Annotated in this window: 19 protein-coding genes; 5 read left to right on the top strand and 14 right to left on the bottom strand. The window is 71.2% G+C overall.

All coding sequences use genetic code 11. The annotated features are described in order from the left end of the window. Nucleotides 1–88: 88 nt before the first annotated feature. The 3 genes from QMF80_RS19365 to glnII all read right to left on the bottom strand — a co-directional run bounded on the left by QMF80_RS19365 (nucleotide 89) and on the right by glnII (nucleotide 3,171). Nucleotides 89–691, bottom strand: a complete 603-nt coding sequence (locus tag QMF80_RS19365) for a winged helix-turn-helix domain-containing protein (RefSeq protein ID WP_283454977.1) — start codon at nucleotides 689–691, stop codon at nucleotides 89–91. Between the two features lie 347 nt (nucleotides 692–1,038). Beyond that, nucleotides 1,039–2,049, bottom strand: coding sequence for a DUF6891 domain-containing protein (locus tag QMF80_RS19360; protein WP_283454975.1), 1,011 nt, complete (start codon nucleotides 2,047–2,049; stop codon nucleotides 1,039–1,041). A gap of 102 nt (nucleotides 2,050–2,151) precedes the next feature. Then, complete coding sequence (glnII, locus tag QMF80_RS19355; RefSeq protein WP_283454973.1) at nucleotides 2,152–3,171, bottom strand: glutamine synthetase; 1,020 nt, start codon at nucleotides 3,169–3,171, stop codon at nucleotides 2,152–2,154. 210 nt (nucleotides 3,172–3,381) lie between these two features. Between glnII and QMF80_RS19350 the strand changes: the two genes are divergently transcribed. Further along, nucleotides 3,382–4,356: a Gfo/Idh/MocA family protein gene (locus QMF80_RS19350; RefSeq protein ID WP_502962882.1), complete on the top strand. Its 975-nt coding sequence runs from the start codon at nucleotides 3,382–3,384 to the stop codon at nucleotides 4,354–4,356. A 31-nt stretch (nucleotides 4,357–4,387) separates the two neighbouring features. Here the strand turns inward: QMF80_RS19350 and QMF80_RS19345 are convergent, their stop codons facing one another. The 4 genes from QMF80_RS19345 to QMF80_RS19330 all read right to left on the bottom strand — a co-directional run bounded on the left by QMF80_RS19345 (nucleotide 4,388) and on the right by QMF80_RS19330 (nucleotide 10,297). Then, entirely contained in the window at nucleotides 4,388–4,927 is a 540-nt protein-coding gene (locus QMF80_RS19345) for a hypothetical protein (protein WP_283454971.1), read from the bottom strand. Between the two features lie 37 nt (nucleotides 4,928–4,964). Continuing rightward, nucleotides 4,965–6,170: an NAD(P)/FAD-dependent oxidoreductase gene (locus QMF80_RS19340; protein ID WP_283454969.1), complete on the bottom strand. Its 1,206-nt coding sequence runs from the start codon at nucleotides 6,168–6,170 to the stop codon at nucleotides 4,965–4,967. A gap of 81 nt (nucleotides 6,171–6,251) precedes the next feature. Next, entirely contained in the window at nucleotides 6,252–7,199 is a 948-nt protein-coding gene (locus QMF80_RS19335) for an RNA polymerase sigma-70 factor (RefSeq protein WP_283454967.1), read from the bottom strand. Between the two features lie 509 nt (nucleotides 7,200–7,708). After that, a complete protein-coding gene (locus QMF80_RS19330; RefSeq protein WP_283454965.1) occupies nucleotides 7,709–10,297 on the bottom strand; it encodes a helix-turn-helix transcriptional regulator in 2,589 nt (862 codons plus the stop codon). A gap of 403 nt (nucleotides 10,298–10,700) precedes the next feature. Between QMF80_RS19330 and QMF80_RS19325 the strand changes: the two genes are divergently transcribed. After that, on the top strand, nucleotides 10,701–11,078 hold the full coding sequence (locus QMF80_RS19325) for a hypothetical protein (protein ID WP_283454962.1): 378 nt from the start codon (nucleotides 10,701–10,703) through the stop codon (nucleotides 11,076–11,078). After that, nucleotides 11,044–11,358, top strand: coding sequence for a hypothetical protein (locus QMF80_RS19320; protein ID WP_283454960.1), 315 nt, complete (start codon nucleotides 11,044–11,046; stop codon nucleotides 11,356–11,358). Before QMF80_RS19325 ends, QMF80_RS19320 begins: the two co-directional genes overlap by 35 nt. A gap of 340 nt (nucleotides 11,359–11,698) precedes the next feature. On the opposite strand, the gene QMF80_RS19315 is transcribed toward QMF80_RS19320, so the two are convergent. The 5 genes from QMF80_RS19315 to QMF80_RS19295 form a co-directional block, all read right to left on the bottom strand. Then, nucleotides 11,699–12,232 (bottom strand): hypothetical protein, encoded by a 534-nt coding sequence (locus tag QMF80_RS19315; RefSeq protein WP_283454958.1) that lies wholly within the window; start codon nucleotides 12,230–12,232, stop codon nucleotides 11,699–11,701. 408 nt (nucleotides 12,233–12,640) lie between these two features. Then, nucleotides 12,641–13,483: an alpha/beta fold hydrolase gene (locus tag QMF80_RS19310; RefSeq protein WP_283454956.1), complete on the bottom strand. Its 843-nt coding sequence runs from the start codon at nucleotides 13,481–13,483 to the stop codon at nucleotides 12,641–12,643. 4 nt (nucleotides 13,484–13,487) lie between these two features. Beyond that, entirely contained in the window at nucleotides 13,488–13,913 is a 426-nt protein-coding gene (locus QMF80_RS19305; RefSeq protein WP_283454954.1) for a dihydrofolate reductase family protein, read from the bottom strand. A 223-nt stretch (nucleotides 13,914–14,136) separates the two neighbouring features. Further along, nucleotides 14,137–14,541: a hypothetical protein gene (locus QMF80_RS19300; protein WP_283454952.1), complete on the bottom strand. Its 405-nt coding sequence runs from the start codon at nucleotides 14,539–14,541 to the stop codon at nucleotides 14,137–14,139. A gap of 423 nt (nucleotides 14,542–14,964) precedes the next feature. After that, nucleotides 14,965–15,336: an ArsC/Spx/MgsR family protein gene (locus tag QMF80_RS19295; RefSeq protein ID WP_283454950.1), complete on the bottom strand. Its 372-nt coding sequence runs from the start codon at nucleotides 15,334–15,336 to the stop codon at nucleotides 14,965–14,967. 118 nt (nucleotides 15,337–15,454) lie between these two features. Here QMF80_RS19295 and QMF80_RS19290 point away from each other — a divergent pair, with 118 nt between their 5' ends. Then, nucleotides 15,455–15,709 carry a hypothetical protein gene (locus tag QMF80_RS19290; protein ID WP_283454949.1) on the top strand — a complete coding sequence of 85 codons (255 nt, stop codon included), beginning with the start codon at nucleotides 15,455–15,457 and terminating at the stop codon, nucleotides 15,707–15,709. A 3-nt stretch (nucleotides 15,710–15,712) separates the two neighbouring features. Here QMF80_RS19290 and QMF80_RS19285 read toward each other — a convergent pair whose 3' ends face one another. Both QMF80_RS19285 and QMF80_RS19280 read right to left on the bottom strand, forming a co-directional pair. Continuing rightward, nucleotides 15,713–16,072 carry a hypothetical protein gene (locus tag QMF80_RS19285; protein ID WP_283454947.1) on the bottom strand — a complete coding sequence of 120 codons (360 nt, stop codon included), beginning with the start codon at nucleotides 16,070–16,072 and terminating at the stop codon, nucleotides 15,713–15,715. 95 nt (nucleotides 16,073–16,167) lie between these two features. After that, nucleotides 16,168–17,295, bottom strand: a complete 1,128-nt coding sequence (locus tag QMF80_RS19280; protein WP_283454945.1) for a PP2C family protein-serine/threonine phosphatase — start codon at nucleotides 17,293–17,295, stop codon at nucleotides 16,168–16,170. Between the two features lie 66 nt (nucleotides 17,296–17,361). Between QMF80_RS19280 and QMF80_RS19275 the strand changes: the two genes are divergently transcribed. Beyond that, nucleotides 17,362–18,093: a VIT1/CCC1 transporter family protein gene (locus tag QMF80_RS19275; protein WP_502962881.1), complete on the top strand. Its 732-nt coding sequence runs from the start codon at nucleotides 17,362–17,364 to the stop codon at nucleotides 18,091–18,093. Nucleotides 18,094–18,246 lie beyond the last annotated feature (153 nt).

Genomic DNA, 18,246 nt, shown 5'->3' with positions numbered 1-18,246 from the left:
CGAACGGTGGCCCCGTGCCTCCCCTCGCGAAGCACGGGCCCACCGTCGGTACCAGTTCAGTTCACTTCCGCCGACTGCGCACGAGCGCTCAGGGGGCGTACTTGTAGCCCACCCGGCGCACGGTCTGGATCGCACCGCGGTGCGCCACGCCCAACTTCCGCCGCAGCCGGGCGATGTGGACGTCCACGGTCCGGCCGTCGCCGACGTGTCCGTAGCCCCACACGGTGGTGACCAGCTGGTCACGGCTGTGGACCCGGTGCGGGTGCGCCACCAGGTGCGCCAGCAGCTCGAACTCCAGGTACGTGAGGTCCAGCACCTCGCCGTCCACCTCGGCCGTGCGCTGCTCGGAGTCGATCCGTACGAGCGCGTCGCCCGTGATCGTCGACGCCCGCGCCGCCGAGCCGAGGGGCGCCGTGCCGAACGGGGGCGCGAACGAGACCGGCGGCTGCTGGTCGGCCGGTACGAGCACCAGGTAGCCGATCATCGGCGGCTGGCCCGGCAGCGTCGGCAGCGTGTGCTGGGGCGCGGGCATCCAGGTGGCACCGGGCGGCAGCAGGTCCACCACGCGGGCGACCTCGTCCCGGTCGACGGCGCGCAGCCGGTGGCGGGGGCTGGGGCTCGTACTGGGCGGGTAGGGGCGGTGGGCGGTCGCGGCGGAGGCGGCGGTGATGAGGGAACGGGTGTTCGCCATGAGTGGTCAGCTCTTTCACGCGGAGTGTCGGCAGGAGACGTACGTCTGTGTCGTACCGCGCGGACCGAAGGCCTTCGGGAAGGTCTGGTGCAGAGGTTCCGGAAGGCTTTAGAGGGCCGGCGCGTTCTTCGCGCGGCAACACACCCGGTCGAAATCGTGATCCTGACGGGAAGGCCAGAACGGCTCGAGGTCGCTGCGACCTGTCGAGGAGTTGTGCGGATAGCCGGCCATGCGGCCATTCAAGCAGATGTCCCGCGCCCGGGGCAGACCCCGTCTCACTTAGTGGATCGGAATCTCACATTCCGTGATCATGGAGATATAAACCCCGGGCAATCTGGGACAAACTCTCAATTCGTCAGTCTCTTCCGCCAGTCCAGGCCGGTCACGGATATCGCATCGTGGGCAGATCCGTCCCACTCCCAGCTCAGGCCCGCCCCGTCCAGGGCGGCGACCACCTCCCGGCCCACGGAGCTCATCAGCTCCGGGGCGGGCTCGCCCTGCCCCTCCGGCGCGTGGCCCCCGTAGTACAGGTAGAGGTCACCGCCCTGCGCCGCGCCCTCGGTGGACTGGCTGTGGAAGAAGACGAACCCGCGCGCGTCCGCCGCCCCGTCACCCCGGATCTCCGCGAGGCCGCAGCGCTGGCAGCAGGTGAAGTTCTCCCGCGCGGTGATCCCCGAGGCCTCCAGTGCCGCGAACGCCCGCGCCAGCCGGTCGGGACCGGTCTCCCCGTCCCCCCATCCGGCCTGCTCCGCGACCCGCTCCCGCCACAGCCGCAGCGCCAACTGCTGCGCCTGCGCGAGCGAGACCGGGTGGACCCCGTCCTTCACCAGGTAGTCCTCGGCCAGCTCGGCCAGCTCCGCGCGGTCGGCGTAGCCGCAGCGCAGCGACAGCCGCACCCGCTCCTCCAGTTGCTCGCGCAGGTCGTCCGCGAGCGGCGGCGGCTCCTCCTCCGCGGCGAAGCGGGCCACCTCCCAGACCGGCGCCGCCGACCCGTCCCGGCCCAGCTCCCAGCCCTTGTCGCGCCGCGCCCAGCCCGCCATGAACTCCCCGACCTCGGCGGCGGTGTGCGCGTAGGTTCGGAAGTGCCGGTCGGGTCCCCCGTCGCGGTACTCCAACTGGTAGCCGCCCCGGGCGTCCTCGCCGTTCGCCTCGTCAGCGCCGTCCGTCTCGGGCGCCTCGTCAGCGTCGTGCCAGACCTGTATGAAGAAGTCCGGGTCGCTCGGGATCCGCTCGACGACGAGGAAGTGGTCCCCGTCCGCGCCGATGCGCCCCGCCAGTTCCGCCAGTCGGGCCGCCGCACCGGGCGCGGACGGCCTGTAGGTCTCGCCGCGCTCCGTCTGGATCCTGATCGCTGTCATGGGGACCACAGTGGCACGTCCGACTGACAACGGCGCCGGCCTGCCTCCGGGGGCAGTTCGGGCGCCGTCGTCAGTGCTGCGGGGGCGGTGGGGGGGCCGGTCTCAGACCAGACCGTCCTTCTCCAGGGCGGTGCAGCAGGTGTCCACGATCAGGCGGGTGACCACGTACGGGTCGACGTTCGCGTTCGGGCGGCGGTCCTCGATGTAGCCCTTGCCGTCCTTCTCCACCTGCCACGGGATGCGGACGGAGGCGCCGCGGTCGGAGACGCCGTAGCTGTACTCGTTCCACGGGGCGGTCTCGTGAAGACCGGTCAGCCGCTCGTCGATGCCCGCGCCGTAGTGCTTGACGTGGTCCAGCGGCTTCGAGCCCTCGCCCAGGGACTCGCACGCCGAGATGATCGCGCGGTAGTCCTCGCGCATCGCCTTGGTCGAGAAGTTGGTGTGCGCGCCCGCGCCGTTCCAGTCGCCCTTGACCGGCTTCGGGTTCAAGGTGGCGGACACGTTGAAGTCCTCGGCCGTGCGGTAGAGCAGCCAGCGCGCGATCCACAGCTGGTCGGAGACCTCCAACGGGCCGACCGGGCCGACCTGGAACTCCCACTGGCCGGGCATGACCTCGGCGTTGATGCCGGAGATGCTCAGACCCGCCGCGAGGCAGTGGTCGAGGTGCTTCTCGACGATCTCACGGCCGAAGATCTCGTCCGAGCCGACGCCGCAGTAGTAGCCGCCCTGCGCGGCCGGGAAACCGCCGACGGGGAAGCCGAGCGGGCGGATCCCGTCGAAGAAGGTGTACTCCTGCTCGATGCCGAAGATCGGCTCCTGCGCGCCGTGCTTCTCGGCGACGGGGCGCAGCAGGGCGCGGGTGTTCGACTCGTGCGGAGTCATGTCGATGTTCAGTACCTCGCACATGACGAGGATGTTGTCGCCGCCGCGGATCGGGTCCGGGCAGGAGAACACCGGCTGGAGCACCCGGTCGGAGGCGTGGCCCTCGGCCTGGTTCGTGCTCGATCCGTCGAAGCCCCAGATCGGCAGCGCGTCGCCGTCCGTCATGATCTTCGTCTTGGAGCGAAGCTTGGCCGTCGGCTCGGTGCCGTCGATCCAGATGTACTCAGCCTTGTAGCTCACGGGACCGTCCTCAGACTCTGCGGGTACTGCGGTGACTGCGGTGATGACCGCAGCGTGCCCGCTCGCGATTTCTCTTCCGTTGCCCGTGTGTGAACCCCGTGTTACCGGAGTTCGCGTCGCAGGTCGGGCGGGTTGTGCGGGAGAGGGTGGCGCGCCCGACCGGTGGGGCCGCGCGTGGGGCAGACTGAGTGCGTGAGCATTTCGTATGATTTGACTTCAGCCAGTGACGACCCCTCCGCGGGCGCCTCCGACCGGCCCGACGGGCCCCTGCCCCGCGTGGGGCTGCTCGGTACGGGCCCCTGGGCCCGCCGCACCCACGCCCCCGCACTCACCGCCCACACCGGCTCCGAGTTCGCCGGAGTCTGGGGCCGACGCCCCGAGGCCGCCGCCGAACTGGCCCGCCAGTACGGGGTGAAGGTGTACGAAGACCCCGACGAGTTGTTCGCTGAGTGTGACGCCGTGGCCTTCGCCCTGCCCCCCGACGTCCAGGCCCCGCTCGCCGTCCGGGCGGCCGCCGCCGGATGCCACCTGCTGCTCGACAAACCCGTGGCCACCGACGTCACCCGGGCCCGCGCCGTCGCCGACGCCGCCGCCCGCCACCAGGTCGCCTCCATCGTCTTCCTCACCCTGCGCTTCGCCCGGCCGACCGCCGGATGGGTCGAGGAACAGGCCGCCCGCGACGGCTGGTTCACCGCCAACGCCTACTGGCTCGGCGCCCTCTTCCCGCCGGACGGCGCGCCCAACGAGTACGCCGACTCGCCGTGGCGGAAGCAGAAGGGCGGCCTGTGGGACGTGGGCCCCCACGCCTTGTCCGTCCTCATCCCGGTCCTGGGCGACGTGGTCCGGGTCAGCGCCACGCGCGGCCCCTCCGACGTCGTCCAGCTGACCCTGCGCCACACCTCCGGCGCGGCCAGCACCGCCACCCTCGGCCTGGGCGCGCCCACGGCCGCCGCCGGGGTCGGCCTGGAGCTGCGCGGCGCGGCCGGCGTCTTCAGCCTCCCGGACTGGAGCGACGTACCGGGCGCGTACGGCCGCGCCCTCGACGCCCTCCTGACCTCGGCGCGCACGGGCGTCCCGGACGCCCGGGACGCCGCGTTCGGGGCCCGGCTGACGGAGATCCTGGCGGAAGCGGAAGCGGGCCTGGGGGAGGAGGGCCCGGGGGAGGCGAGCCGGGCGCAGGGGTAGCCCCGGGGCGGTGCGGGGCCGTGTGCCCCGGCTACTTGATGAGCGCGTTCGCCACGATGATCACCAGCCCGATCGTGGCGTCCGCCGCGCCGATGAGCAGCGCCGAGGTGAGCCGGTAACCCACCCGCACCGCGACCGTGGACCCCCACGCGAACAGCAGCGCGGTGTTCCCCCCGAGCCCGACGGCCGTCACCCCGGGGGAGTCCCAGTCGGCCAGCCCGGCCAGGACCAGCAGCAGCACGGTGGGCAGGGTGGCGGCGATCATCGGCCACTCGTTGTACAACGCCCGCACGAGCAGCCGCCACCGGTGTTTGGCCGAGCCGTCCTGGTGGGTGGTCATGTGGTGCGAGTACCCGTGCGCGAGCCCGGCGGTAGCGGCGGTCACGAGCACCCAGCTGGCGTCGTAGTAGGGGGTGTACGGACCCCCCTTGTGGTCCAGCGCCGCCAACAGCCCACTGGCCAGCACGGTCCCGTACACCCCGCCGAACATCCAGTCGGCGCCCCGGCGGGGCCGGGGGAGCGGGGACGGGGATGCGGGCGGGGGTGCGGCGGGGGTGGTGCTCTCGCTCATGGGTCTCCTTTGTGGGATAGAGGCCCCCTTTGAGCGGTTAGCGTACGAGATGGGGTGCAGGAAGCCGGTGGGTGGCGGCTGCGCTCGCCACGACGTGGCGGCGGCGGCTCGGCAGCATCATGGTCGGGTGGGCGATCCCCCAGGCCGTGCCCGCGCAGATGAACTCCTTGATGCGGGCGGCGGCCCGGCCCGTGACGACGCTGGACGTCATCCGGTCCGCACGGGTGACGCGCTGGAAGATCCCGTCGCGCCGTCCGAGGCTGACGCACTGGGCCGAGTAGCCGATCGTGGTCTCGGGAACCCTGCGGCCGGTCAGCCGCGCGGCCAGGGCGTCGGCGGCCCGCCACGCCATCGGGTTCGCCGTCGCGCAGGCCATCCGCAGCGGTTCCCCTCCCGCTCCTTCGGCGAACGCGGCGTCCCCGACGGCGTACACATCGGGGTGTGAGACCGAGCGCATGGTGGCGTCGACGACGATCCGTCCGGTGCCGGACACCTCCAGGGTGGTGGCGGCCGCGATCGGGTGCACGGTGAAACCGGCGGCCCACACGGTCACTCGGGCCGGGATCTCCCCGTCCCCGCGGGTGACCACGCCGTCCGCCGCGACGCGCGTGATCTCGGTCTGCTCGTGGACCGTGATGCCGAGCCGGTCGAGGACGGCGCCCAGGTGCCGCTGGGCCTTGTCGCTGAGCCAGTCCCCGACGCCGCCGCGGGCGGCGATGGCGACCCTGAGGTGCGGGTGCGCCTCGGCGATCTCGGTGGCCGCTTCGATGCCGGTCAGGCCGCCGCCCGCGACCAGTACGGCCGCGCCCGGCTCCAGCTCGCCCAGCCGTGCCCGCAGCCGCAGCGCGCCGTGCTTCCCGGCGACGTCGTGGGCGTACTCGGCCACACCGGGGACGCCGTGGTCGGCGATGGCGCTCCCCAGGGCGTACACGAGGGTGTCGTAGCCGAGGGTCTCGGCTTCGCCGTCCCCGCCGGTGAGGCCGACGGTCTTGGCGTCCGCGTCGACCGCGGTGACCCACGCCGTCCGGACCCGCACGCCGGTGCCCGCGAACACGTCGCGGAGCGGGCGGCGCGGCAGGTCCTGGCCGCCGGCGAGCTGGTGCAGACGCACCCGCTCGACGAAGTCGGCCTCGCCGTTGACCAGGGTGATCTCGACGTCGTCGCGGTGCAGGCGCTTGGCGAGGCGGCCGGCGGTGATGGCTCCGGCGTACCCGGCTCCGAGGACAACGATGCGGTGCTTCATGGCTGGCTCCCTATCCGGTTGGACTCACCTCCTGAACCGGACAGCCGCGCGATCCCTGACAGGATCCGATGGTGACGTGGGTCACCAGATCTCTGCCAGGGCCTGATGGGTGCCTTCGGCCGCCCACCGGCGGGTGATGCGCTCCAGCTTGTCGGGGTTGACCTGGATGCGGATCGCCCCGACGCCGTCCGGGGTCGCGTCGAGGCAGATGACGCCGACGATCCGCTCGCCCGCCGCGATCAGCAGGGCGGGAGCGCCGTTGACGACGGCGATGTGCAGGGCGGCGGCGGTGCCGCCGATACTGGCGCGCTTGGCGGGAGTCGGACGGAACAGGCCGCGCAGGTAACGCGCGATGCGGAGCGCACCGATGACTGGGATCCTGAGTGCCTGGACCCGGGCGCCGCCGTCGGCCACGCTGACCGCGTCGTCGGCGAGCAGCCGGATCAGCGGCTCGGTGTCGCCGCTGAGGGCCGCGGCGAGGAATTCCTCGACGACCTTGCGCGCGGCGGCCGCGTCGATCTCGGTGCGGGGCCGGTCGGTGGCGAGGTGCTGCTTGGCCCGCCGGTAGATCTGCTGGCAGTTGGACTCGGTGAGTTCGAGGATCTCCGCGACCTCGCGGTGCGCGTACCCGAACGCCTCGCGCAGTACGTACACCACGCGCTCATTGGGCGACAGCCGCTCCATCAGGAGGAGCATCGCGAGGGAGACCGACTCGCGCTGCTCGGCGGTGTCGGCCGGACCGAGCATCGGGTCCCCGGCCAGGACCGGCTCCGGGAGCCAGTGCCCGACGTAGCTCTCCCGCCTGACCCGCGCCGAAGTGAGCTGATTGAGGCAGAGGTTGGTGAGGACCTTCGTCAGCCACGCCTCGGGCGTCTCGATCAGTCGCCGGTCCGCAGCGTGCCACCGCAGGTACGTGTCCTGCACCGCGTCCTCGGCGTCACCGGCCGACCCCAGCAGCCGGTAGGCGATCGCCTCCAGGCGGCCCCGGGAACTCTCGAACAGCTCGGCCTGGTGCGTGCTCAGTGACATCGGGCCATGGTCGGTCACGCGTGCGGGCCGCGTCCACCCGCGCCGTGACCGGCCGGGCGCGGTGCTCGGCCGGGCGCGGTGCTCGGCGTGCCCCCGCGGGTGTCGCACCCCGCGCTCCCGCTGACCGGCGACATCACCCGCTGCTCCCGGGGTCGGGGCCGCTGCCGGGTCCGCCGCCCGGACGAATGTCGTCGAGGCTGTCCACGGCGGTGACGGGCGGTGGAGGTGAAGGGGTGGGCACCTGTATGAGCCTGGGGATGTAGACGATGTCGCCGTTCCGGTACTCCGCCTTCCACGACGTCCGGTAGCACACGACCCGGCCCGGGTCGCCCCGCGCCGCATAGCACTGGGGCGCCGACGCCGCAGGCGCGGCCCGCGACGTCTGTGACACGGCGCCCGCGTCACTCGCCGACGCGCCCCACGCGCCGAGTGTCATGCAGCAGGAAGCGGCGGCCGCGAGGCCGGTACGCCTGAAGGCTGTTTTCTTCATCCTCATCACCTGAGCCCTGTCAGTGCTCGGAAGGGTGGAGCTTGCGGGCGGCTTCGTGGCGGGTGTGGACGCCGAGTTTGGTCAGTACCGCGCCCACGTGATGTCCGGCGGTCTTGGGGGTGATGTAGAGGCGGGCGGCGATCTCGGCATCCGACAGGCCCTCATCCAGCAGCTTCAGGACGTCCAGCTCACGGTTGGTCAGCCCGTACGGATTGGCCCGGGTCGCCGACCGGGGACCACCCTGGGCCGGGCGGACACCGCGGGTACGCATCAGGGCGCGGGTGCGCACCACCGCCGGCCGGGCGCCGAGGGCCTCGAAGGCGGTCAGGGCCTGGTGCAGCGCGGGGGTGTCGCCGGCCAGCCGGGCCAGCGCGGCATCGTAGGGGCAGCCGAGCCGGTCCCACTGCGCCGCGGCGCCGGCCCAGTCGCCGGCCAGCTCCAGCGCGTAGGGCCCGGCCGCCGGCACCTGCGGCGGTGTTCCTCCGGCGCGCTGGATCCAGCAGGCCAAGGGTCCGGACAGCCAGGGGTGGGTGCGATCCGCCAACGCCGCCAGACCGCGCCCGGCCTCCGTCCGCACCAGCTCGTGATCACCGACCAGCCAGGCAGCCTCGACCCGTGCCTCCCACCCCAGGCCCGTGTCCAGCAGGCAGTCCGAGTCGGCCAGGCTCGCCGCTCGCTCCAGCAGCGGCCACACCCGGGCCTTGCCCTGACGGGCCTGCACCAGGCCCAGGACGGTCAGGGCCACGGACCGGGCGACCGGTGGTGAGCCGGGATGGGACAGGACCGCCTGTGCGGCGTCGGCGGCCGGGATCCACAAGCCCTGGTTCAGCAGCCCCCAGCTGCCCCAGGCCCTCGCGCACAGCAGGTAGGACCGCAGGTCACGATCGAGGCAATACGATTCCGCCCGGCTCACGGCCGCGGTGGTGCGGGCGGCATCACGCCGCAGCGCGGCGAACCAGCACGTGACGAGTGCCAAGAGCCCCGAGTCCACTGGCAGATCCTGGGCCATCGCGCTGGACAGCGCGTGTTCGCAGTCCTCCCAGCCGCACCCTTCGCCCAGCATGCGTGCCGCCGCGGCATGGAAGCGTGCCTGGACCGGTACCGCCGCATCGCCGAAGCGCTCACCCACAACGATGGCCTTCTCGGCGTAGGCGGCGGTCACCTCTACCCTCTCGTGGCCGTAGCAGGCCAGCTGACAGAGGTTCAGGTACGCCTGGGCCAGCTCCTGGCTCGGCCCCATCCCTTCGAGCACCCGTACGGCGTCCAGGCCGGTCTGTCTGGCTTCGGCGCCCCGGCCCGCCGGCCACAGCCAGCACGACAGCCAGCGCAGGTCCTCCCCCTCGCGCAGCTGGTCGCCCAGCTCCCGGCGCAGCCGCACGGCGGTACGCCGGGTGGCGATCCCCTCGTCCAGTCGGCTGGACAGGAGACAGGCCCGGGAATGGCCCTCCAGCAGGGAGGCCAACCGATCGGGTGGCAGGCGGTCGGCGTACCGCAGGGCGCGGGCGTATTGGGCGGCTGCTTCCCGGTACGCGCCCGAGGAGGCGGCGTGGGCGGCCGCCGCGGGCGCGTACTCCAACACGGCGGTCGGATCACCGGCGCCCTCGGAATGATCGGCCAGCAGCGCCAGATCCTGCGCGGCGACCGGACCGGACCGCATGACCTCCAGAACCCGCCGGTGTACCCGCAGACGGGAGGCGGCGGGGACGGCATCCAGCACCGCCAGCCGGGTCAGTTCGTGGCGGAACTCGGTGCGCTGCCCGTCAGTGCACACGATTCCGCAGGCCACGGCCTCGTCGAGGGCCTCCTCCGGGGCCGGCAGGATGCTGGCCAGCAGCTGCAGCGAGACCCGGCGCCCCAGGACGGCCAGCACGTCGACGACCGTCCGCGCGGCGGCCGACAGGCCGGCCAGCCGGCCGGCGACGGCCTCGCGCACCGTGGCCGGGATGGGATCGGCGGGAGCGGCCAGGACCTCGGTCACGATGAACGGGTTCCCGGCGGAGACGTGATGGAGCTGCTCGGCGTCGATGGCGTGTCCGGTGGCGAGCCGGGCCACGGCCCGGCGGCTCAAGGGAGCCAGATCGTGGCGGTACACCCACGGGTAGCCGGCCAGGGTGCCGAGGAGGCCGGTCACGTGGTGGGTGCGGCCGATCTCGTCGTCGCGGTAGGTGACCACCATCAGGGCCGGAACGCTCGGCAGGCGCCGGACCAGGTAACGGAGCAGGTCCAAGGTGGCCTCATCGGCCCAGTGGACGTCCTCCACGACCAGCAGGCTGGGACAGGTGCGGAGGTCGGCGAGCAGGCAGTCGAAGACCTCATCCGTACGGCAGGAGCCGGCCAGTACTCCGGCCAGGGCAGTGCGTACGGCCTGGCCCAGGTCCGGGGCCAAGTCCATCAGCGGGCCCAGCGGGCGGGGCGTGGTCAGCGGGTCGCACGAGCCGACGAGGACCCGGATGTGCGGATCGGCCAGCTGCGCCAGATGGCGGACGACGGTGGTCCTGCCGATTCCGGCTTCGCCGCGCAACAGGGCCAGACGTCCAGGGCCGCTCACGGCCGCTTGCAGGTGGCCGACGAGGGCCTGGAGCACGACCTCTCGCTCTAGCAGGTCCATCACCCGCCATTTTCCCCCCTGGGCCGGGGCCGTGCAAAAGATCCATAGCGACCGCGACGGGTGCGGCCGCTGCGCCGGTGTCGCAGGAGGCCGAGGTGGGATGTGGGGCGTGGCGCAGGGGAATTTGGGGTGGGCCGGGGTGGAAATTGGGGTGTTCGCCCGATGTGCCCCCGGCTACGGCGGCGCACCCTGGTGGCAGAGCTCAGAACTCGGGATCTCTCTGGTTCGCGGTACAAACCGGCCCCGTGCCCAGCACGCTGTCCACCCCCGCGCCTCCGAAATGACGCCGGCAACGAATCCAGGTCAGAGAGCGCAAGGAGCATCTGATCGGGTTGCCGTCGAGTCGTCTCCGGCGCCGGAATGGGGTTGCGAATCGGCAGGGTTTAGATGGAAGGGAATCGTCATGCTCAACAAAGTCGCCAAGCGTGCGGCCATCCTGACCGCATCGGCTGCTCTGGCCGTGGGAGGCGCCGTGGTGCCCTCCGTCGCATTTGCTGCCCCGACGCCCGCAGTGACTCACGCGGCGGTGCCGAGCGACAATGGCGGGAATAATAACAACAATAATAACAACGGAGGCGGAGGAGGAAACAACAACAACAATAACAACAACAACAAGTGCCGCAAGGGTGCGAACAACAACAATAACAATAACAACAACGGCGGTGGCGGAGGCAATAACAACAATAACAATAACAACAGCAGCAGCAAGAACTGCCGCAAGGGTGCGAACAACAACAATAACAATGGTGGCGTGGACCGGAGCCAACAACAACAACAATAACAACGGTGGCGGGACCGGAGCGAACAACAACAACAATAACAACGGTGGCGGGACCGGAGCCAACAACAACAACAATAACAACGGTGGCGGGACCGGAGCGAACAACAACAACAATAACAACGGTGGCGGGACCGGAGCCAACAACAACAACAATAACAACGGTGGCGGGACCGGAGCCAACAACAACAACAATAACAACGGTGGCGGGACCGGAGCCAACAACAACAACAATAACAACGGTGGCGGGACCGGAGCCAACAACAACAACAATAACAACTGAACGTCAAAGTCCGGCGGTCGGTGGTTCGAAGTCACCTGGCCGCCGGACTTTCACGTGCGCGCCCTGCGGTGGACGGAGGCGGTTGCCCGCGGCTCAGTGCTCGTACGCCCTCGGGCTGATCGGCGGCATCGACGGAAAACGCTTGCGAGCGGCATCGCGGCTTCCCGGCAGCCATGGATTCCGCCCACTGTCCGCACAGTGGGCGGCCCTCCCGACGTTGGGACGCCTAGAGATCTGACCGCGGTTCCTGCGCTGCCATCCCGGGGGAAGGTCCGGCGCCTGCCCGGCGTCTGTTACGCCTGCCGCGCCATTTCCGTCGCTTACCGCCAGGCCGTCACCCTCAGTTCTGATTGCAGCTGATTTTCAGGGCCTCGGTGACGAAGGTGCTGCTCTGTCCGACGGGGGCCACCGGGTAGCAGGTCTGAAGGTTAGTGAGCGCCGCGTTGCCCAGGAGCGAGAGGACTTCTCCGTCGCCCGGAATCTGCGCGTCGTCGTGAGGGTGGGTGCCTCCACCCCTCAGGCCATTGTTGTTATTGTTGTTGTTGTTCGCCGCTCCGCCACCGTTATTGTTGTTGTTGTTGTTCGGGCCCTTGCCGCCGTTGTTGTTGTTATTGTTGTTGTTCACACCTCCACCGTTATTGTTATTGTTGTTGTTCGTGCCTCCGCCCGTGTTGTTGTTGGTGTTGATGTTCTGCGTGCCGATGTAGGTGTTGCCGTCGCCGACCTGCACCGCGTAGGAGACACGTTGGAATGTCGTGGTGCCGAGAAACGAGAGGAATTCCCCGTGGTCTTGAGCTTGGGCGCCGCCGGCACTGAAGAGAACCACTGCCGTCGCAGCGGTGCTGATCGCAACAAATCGCTTGGTGAGCTTCACTCGACCGACCTTTCGTCGTCCCTGGATTCCGGATCTTGAGACCCAGTCGACAGGATGGCGACGGCAGGGGTTGAACGATCATCAGGCACGCTGAAGGGGCTGCCTTTTCCCCCGTACAGCCCCAGAACTTCGCGTGGTCCGTCGGGTTGCGTACCAGTTCCTGAAACGATCTAGGGCGGGGTCGTAACTGTTGTCACCGAGCAGGGCTTCCGGGCATCGGTGGAGCCGGCCGAAGCCTCAGCCCTCTGCCACCACTCCAGACGGCGCCGACAGGCCTGTCCGGAGACCGACTCGAGCGCCAACGGCAGGAGTTGCCAGACGATGTGCCGATCGCGGGCGCGCGGCCGGATCGGGCCTCCGACGCCACTGCTGCGTGGAGGCCAGACCCGCACGGCGCCCGTCGTCCCCTTACCCGAGCGGCAGCATCGCCTCGGTGACCTCGCCGACCGCCGCATCGGGGATCGCCGTGGCGGCCCCTTCGAGGACGAGCAGCCGTGCCCCGGGGATCTCGCGCGCGATCGCCTCACCGTTGCCGACGGGGAAGAACCGGTCGCGGCGGCCGTGGACGACGAGCGTGGGGACCTCGATCTCGGGCAGGCGCTCGCGCCAGCGGGGATTGCAGTCGAGCCGGGAGAAGACCATGCCCATCTGGTTGGCCATCTGGACCGGGGGCGCGGTGCCGGGGGTTCGGTCCCAGACGCGCGCGGCGACGGCTCGCGCGGCGACCGGGTCGTCGCCGAGGATCTCCGCGCCGACGGCGGCGAACTCCGCGACCGCCTCGCGGTCGGTCCAATCGGGCAGCGGACGCGCGAACAGGCGGCTCATCGTCGCCTGGTCATGGCCGGGGAGGTCATCGTCGGGCGGGCCGGGGGCAACCGCGCGGGTGCCGACCAGGGTGAGCGCCGAGAACGCGCCCGGATGGTCGAGCACGGCCACCTGGGCGACCATCCCGCCGACCCCGATCCCCGCGAGGTGCGCGGGCTCCCCGCCGAGCGCGTCAGCAAGGGCCGCCGCGTCGGCGGCGAGGCCGCGCAGGGTGTAGCCGGGCGCCTGCGGGTCCGTCGTCGTCGACTCCCCGCTGTCGCGCAGGTCGTAGCGCACCACACGGCGTCCGCCGGCGGCGAGGCGCTCGCACAGCGCGTCGGGCCAGGAGAGCATCGTCGTCCCGCCCGCGAGCAGGACGAGTGGCGCGTCGTCGTCACCGAACGACTCGATGCCCGAGGCGATCTCATTGGCGTGGACAGTGGTCATCGGATCACCGGGAGACGTCGTAGGTCAGGTGCGTCGCGGTCAATGCCGAGATTACGCTCGGCTGCACCAGCGTGCGTGGCGCTCCGCTGGTGAACAGCGGTGTCCCGGCGCCCAGCACGATGGGTGCGAGGTGCGGTGTCAGGGCGCCGACCGGCCCGGCGTCGAGCGCCGAGCGGATCGTGGCGCCGCCGCCCATGTGGATGACGTCGAGGTCCTTGCCGGTGTCCGACGACGCCGCCTCGGCCCGCTCGCGCGCGGCGGCGACGGCGTCGGGCAGGCCGGTGGTGACGAACGTCCGGTCGGGGTCGTCGGAGAACGCCCACGTGTGCAGGGTCTCGCCGCCGGTGCCCGGACCGTCGTCCGGTCTGGGGCCGGGCCCGGTGACGAAGCCGTCGGGAGAGACCGAGATGTCAGCGATGAGTCGAGTCATGCCAGGGCAGACCCGATCCGCCGCCCGAACTCATCGCTCACGCAGAAAGCGTGTGGCGGATGTGAACTCGACAGCGCGAGGCGGGGCGGCACGTCGGACGTACGTCGGACGATCGCCCCCGAGTCCCTCAGAGGCGCGTATGCCCGCTGGCAGGGGCGTCCGAGGGCCTGCTCGGCTGGAAAACGGAGGGTGTCTATTCTGGCCGGAATAGACACCCTCGTGCTCAGAAGAGGTTGATGTAGACGTCGCAGGTGCCGAAGGGTCCGTGAATTGCCGCCTTCACGTACGGCTTACGGGTCTTCGCCACCGCGATGTCGCTCGTCTGCTGGTCGCTGATCTTCCAGTTGAGGTTGTTCACGGAGTCGTAGGACTGGAACGTCTTCTTGCCGTCGTCAGCGCGCCAGAAGGAGTTCGCGAACGAGAACTTGTCTCCGTCCCAGGTGATTTCCCTGAGCATGGTGGACGTCCCGTAGTCGCGGTACCAGACCTTGATGCCGCCCGTTCCGCAGCTTGCGGACTTGTATTTGTCCGTTCCTGCGGCGTGCGCGGGTGTGGCGCCGAGGGCTACGACGGAAGCGAGTGCTGCCACGGCCGTACCGGCCTTGAGGAGAGTGGAACGTGTGGTCACTTGATCGCCTTTGTTGGAGCAGAACAGAAGTTGAACGGGCGTCGGGTGGATTCAGTCGGCTGTTCTGCGAATTAACTTCGGACTGATGTGACGAAACTGTCCTCGAAGGGAACTATTCCCGAACTGCTTTCGGGCAGATGCCGGACCGGTCGTGCGCTGGTCTCCCGCTGTACGCCACGAGAGGGAATGTATGCGCGTCAGCCGATTACCTGCGACCGACCACGGGTTGATCCCCGCCTACTCCTCCTGGGGTCGGCCCCGTACCCCCCTGGGTGTAAGGGCCGGGTTCGGGGCCCATGCGAATGGGGAAACAGTATTCTTCGGCCACCGCGCCGTGCCGCCCGCGCCGGTGAACACCCGTCAGGTCGTGGCCGCGTTCGACGGCCGCCAGCGCCGCCGCAGAGTGCAGTTCCTCGGCAGCCCTCAGGTGCGGCGGGAGAGGGCCTCGCGGACGGCCTCGTCCGTGCGGGCCACGATCGCCGTGCCGTCGTCGGCCGTGATGATCGGGCGCTGGATGAGCTTCGGATGCGCGGCGAGGTGGCTGATCCAGCGGGCGCGCGCCGCGTCCGTCGCCTCGCGCGGCAGCTCCCGTACACCGGTCTCCTGGGCGAGCGGGTCGGACGTACGCGTGATGTCCCAGGGCTCCAGGCCGAGGCGGCCGAGCACCGTGCGGATCTCGTCCTCGGACGGCACGTCCTCCAGGTAGCGGCGCACCGTGTAGTCGGCGCCCTCGGCGTCGAGGAGGGTGAGCGCGCCGCGGCACTTCGAACAGGCGGGGTTGATCCAGATTTCCATGGCCGGAAGCCTAGGCCGGTCCGGTCGCGGACGGGTCTGGCCAGGGGCTTTTGTCAGTGGTCCCCGGTAAAATCAAAGAAGCACGACAGGAAGCCAACTACCGTTTGGGAGGCTGTAGATGGCCGCTGCCGCGATCATTTCGATGCCCAAGAAGAAGCCACTGCCCGCGGGCCTGCCCCGCGAGTGGTACGAGAGCCACAACCGCCGTCTCAAGGCGATGCGGCTGGCGATATCCCTGCTCGACACGGGGACGTACGACGCTCAGCGTGCGACGAACCGAAAGATCCGCACGATGGCCGCTCGGGTGGGCATCCACCGGCCGTCCAACCTCACCTGCAAGCTGGTCCGCTCGTTCATCCGCGCCGCGAGCTGACCCTCACGCGACGTCGAGGACCTTCGGAAGGGCGCGGCCGGAGCCGGAGCCCGGCACCTGGCCCGCGAGCCACGGCAGCAGCCTTCCGAGGGCCTCGGCGGACTCGGCGCGCCCGGCGCCTTCGGCGAGGGCGACGTGGACCGTCTCCACGTCGTCCCCGCCGGTGCGGACGGGGCCCGAGGAGATCCGGCCGGTGGTGGCGGGGGCCTCGATGACCGAGCCGGTCCGGGCGTTCCCGCCGGAGCGGCCGGGGTCGTCGGCGCCGTCGATGTCGGGGAACACCGCACCGGCGAGCAGTCCGACGGCGGCCGCGACGGCCGTGATCGCGGCTATGCGCTGGTGGTACTTGTGCGGCGCCCTCATGATCCGTCCCCGCCTTCCGGCTTCGGTGGTGTGTGATCACGAGGGAATCACGGCGGATACGCCAAAAGGGGAGTGGTCATCGTTTGGTCACACGATCAGAGCTGACTTGTCATCGGTACCGCCGCCGCGCCGTCCCCCGGCACGGACAGGGCCAGCAGCGCCACGTCGTCCCGTGGACCGCCCTCGGTGAACCGGGCCAGGTCCCGCCACACCGCCTCCGCGAGCCCCGCCAGGTCCCCCGGGCCGCCCGTACCCCGGAGCAGCGCCGGGATCCGGTCCGCGAGGGGGTAGAACGCCCCGGTCGCGTCCCGGGCCTCCGTCACGCCGTCGGTGTGCAGCAGGAGCCGGTCGCCGGGGCGCATCGCCACGACGCTCACCCGGAGCGGGGTGAGGTCGGCGAGCCCCAGACCGAGCGGTGGGCCCGGTTCCACCTCCAGCTCCGTCACCGTGCCGTGGCGCAGCAGCAGGGCCGGGGGATGGCCGCAGGAGACCATCCGTACGAGGTCCAGGGCGGGCGTGAACTCCAGTAGCAGGGCGGTCGCGAACACCTCGGTGTCCGAGGCGTTCTCGGCGTCGGTGCGCAGCCGGCGGTCCAGGCGCGCCGCGACGGCCGTCAGCCCGCCGTCGTCCAGGACCGCCTCGCGGAACGCGCCGAGCAGCGCCGCCACCGTGGCGACCGCCGCCAGGCCGTGGCCCTGGACGTCCCCGACCAGGGCGCGGACCCCGTACGGGCCCGCCCGTACGTCGTACAGGTCCCCGCCGACCAGGGTGCCGTGCTGGGCGGCCCGGTACAGCCCGGCGCAGCGCACCGTGCCGACCCGGGGCGGTACGGGCGGCAGTACCGCCAGCTGGGCCGCCTCGGCCACGGTCCGTACGCTCACCAGCTGGGCGTCCCGGCGTTTGCGGACCCAGGCGATCACCACGCTGAGCAGGCAGATCGCGGCCACCGTCGCGAGGTCGGCGCCCCGCGGGTGGGCGACGCCGAGGCCGGGCAGCCCGAGCAGGGCCAGGACGAGGGCGGCGAAGAACGCGGTGCCGGTGGCCCCGTACGAGAACGCCGCCACCGGGGGGAGTCCGGCGAGGAAGAAGCCCAGTTCGATGTTGCCCGGGGTCAGTGCCTGGGCGGCGACCAGCACCACCATGGCCACGGAGGGCGCGAACCGGGCCCAGCGCGGTGGCGGCTCCCCGCGCAGCCAGCCCGGTTCCTCGCGTCCGCGTCTCACCCCTCCACCCTGGTCCCCGGCGCGTGCCAGCGCACGCCGGGCCGCCGGGTGCCCGAGAGTGGACCCGTGACGGACAACGACGAGGGAACGGGACCGGCCCCGGGGCCGGGGCCGGGATCGCCGAGCGGGGCGATCAGTACCCGGCTGAACTGGCTGCGGGCCGGGGTGCTGGGTGCCAATGACGGGATCATCTCCACGGCCGGGCTGGTGGTGGGTGTGGCCGGGGCGACGACGAGCCGCTCGGCGATCCTGGCGGCCGGGGTCGCCGGACTGCTGGCGGGCGCGCTGTCGATGGCGGCGGGGGAGTACGTGTCCGTCAGCTCCCAGCGGGATTCCGAGCGGGCCGCGCTAGAACTGGAACGGCGGGAACTCGCGGATCAACCGGAAGCGGAGCTGGCCGAACTGGCCGGGCTGCTGGTGGCGCGGGGGCTGAGCGAGGACGTGGCGCGGGAGGCGGCGGAGCAGCTGACGGCGCGGGACGCGCTGCGGGCGCACGCGCGGGTGGAGCTGGGGATCAACCCCGACGAGCTGGCGAACCCGTGGCACGCGGCGCTGGCGAGCCTGGTCGCCTTCACGGCGGGGGCGCTGCTGCCGCTGCTGGCGATCGTGCTGCCGGATGCGGGGTGGCGGGTGCCGGTGACGGTGGGGGCGGTGCTGGGGGCGCTCACGCTGTGCGGGTGGGTCAGTGCGAGGTTGGGGGCGTCGCCGGTGCCGAGGGCGGTGGCCCGTAACGTCGCCGGCGGCGCGCTGGCCATGGCGGTCACCTACGTGGTGGGCACCTGGCTCGGCTCCACCTGACCCCGGCCCGACGGGGCCCTCTCAGCCTCGCCGTCTGGCATGGCGGGCCGGGGGCCACCTCGGCCCAACCCCAGCCTCGCCGTCTGGCATGGCGGGCCGGGGGCCACCTCGTCCCAGCCCCCAGCCTCGCCGGCGCGTGAGGCGCCGGGCCCG

It is taken from the genome of Streptomyces sp. G-G2 (genome assembly GCF_030063135.1).
Lineage (GTDB): Bacteria > Actinomycetota > Actinomycetes > Streptomycetales > Streptomycetaceae > Streptomyces.
This window is presented reverse-complemented; position numbering and strand designations above follow the sequence as displayed.